Source organism: Pseudomonas sp. 05T35 (genome assembly GCF_056396605.1).
The window spans coordinates 1-414 of the sequence record NZ_JBFTLU010000991.1; the positions used below are offsets into that span (position 1 = coordinate 1).

General features: G+C 56.3%; 1 protein-coding gene. It reads right to left on the reverse strand.

The features are described 5' to 3' along the window. On the reverse strand, positions 1-414 hold a 414-nt coding region (locus AC1DH9_RS31070; protein ID WP_477809579.1), incomplete at both ends, for a substrate-binding domain-containing protein.

A 414-nucleotide genomic window follows, 5' to 3' on the forward strand; every position in this document is an offset into this window, starting at 1 on the left:
CCTGTACTCTTCCAGGAACCCCATATACATCGGCACGTTGCATTCGCGTTGATGACACAGTGGCACCAGGCGCAACTGACCGCTCGCCAGCTTTTCGCTGACCATGTGTTCAGGCAGCCAGGCAAAACCCAGACCGCGTTCGACAAACATCAGCGCGGTGCTCAGGTTACTTACGGTCCAGCACTGGGACGTGCCGGACCAACTGCTGTTCTGTGAGTTGCGCATGCCCGAATCGCCAACCACGATTTGCCGGTAGTCTTTCATGTCAGCCAGGTTCAGCTCGCCATTGAAATGGGCCAGCGAGTGATCAGACGCCACGACACATAGCAGCGAAACGTTGAGCAAGAACTCCTGCATATAGCCCGCAGGCAGACTACTGGAGATGCCCAACTCGACCTTGCCGTTTTCCAGCAA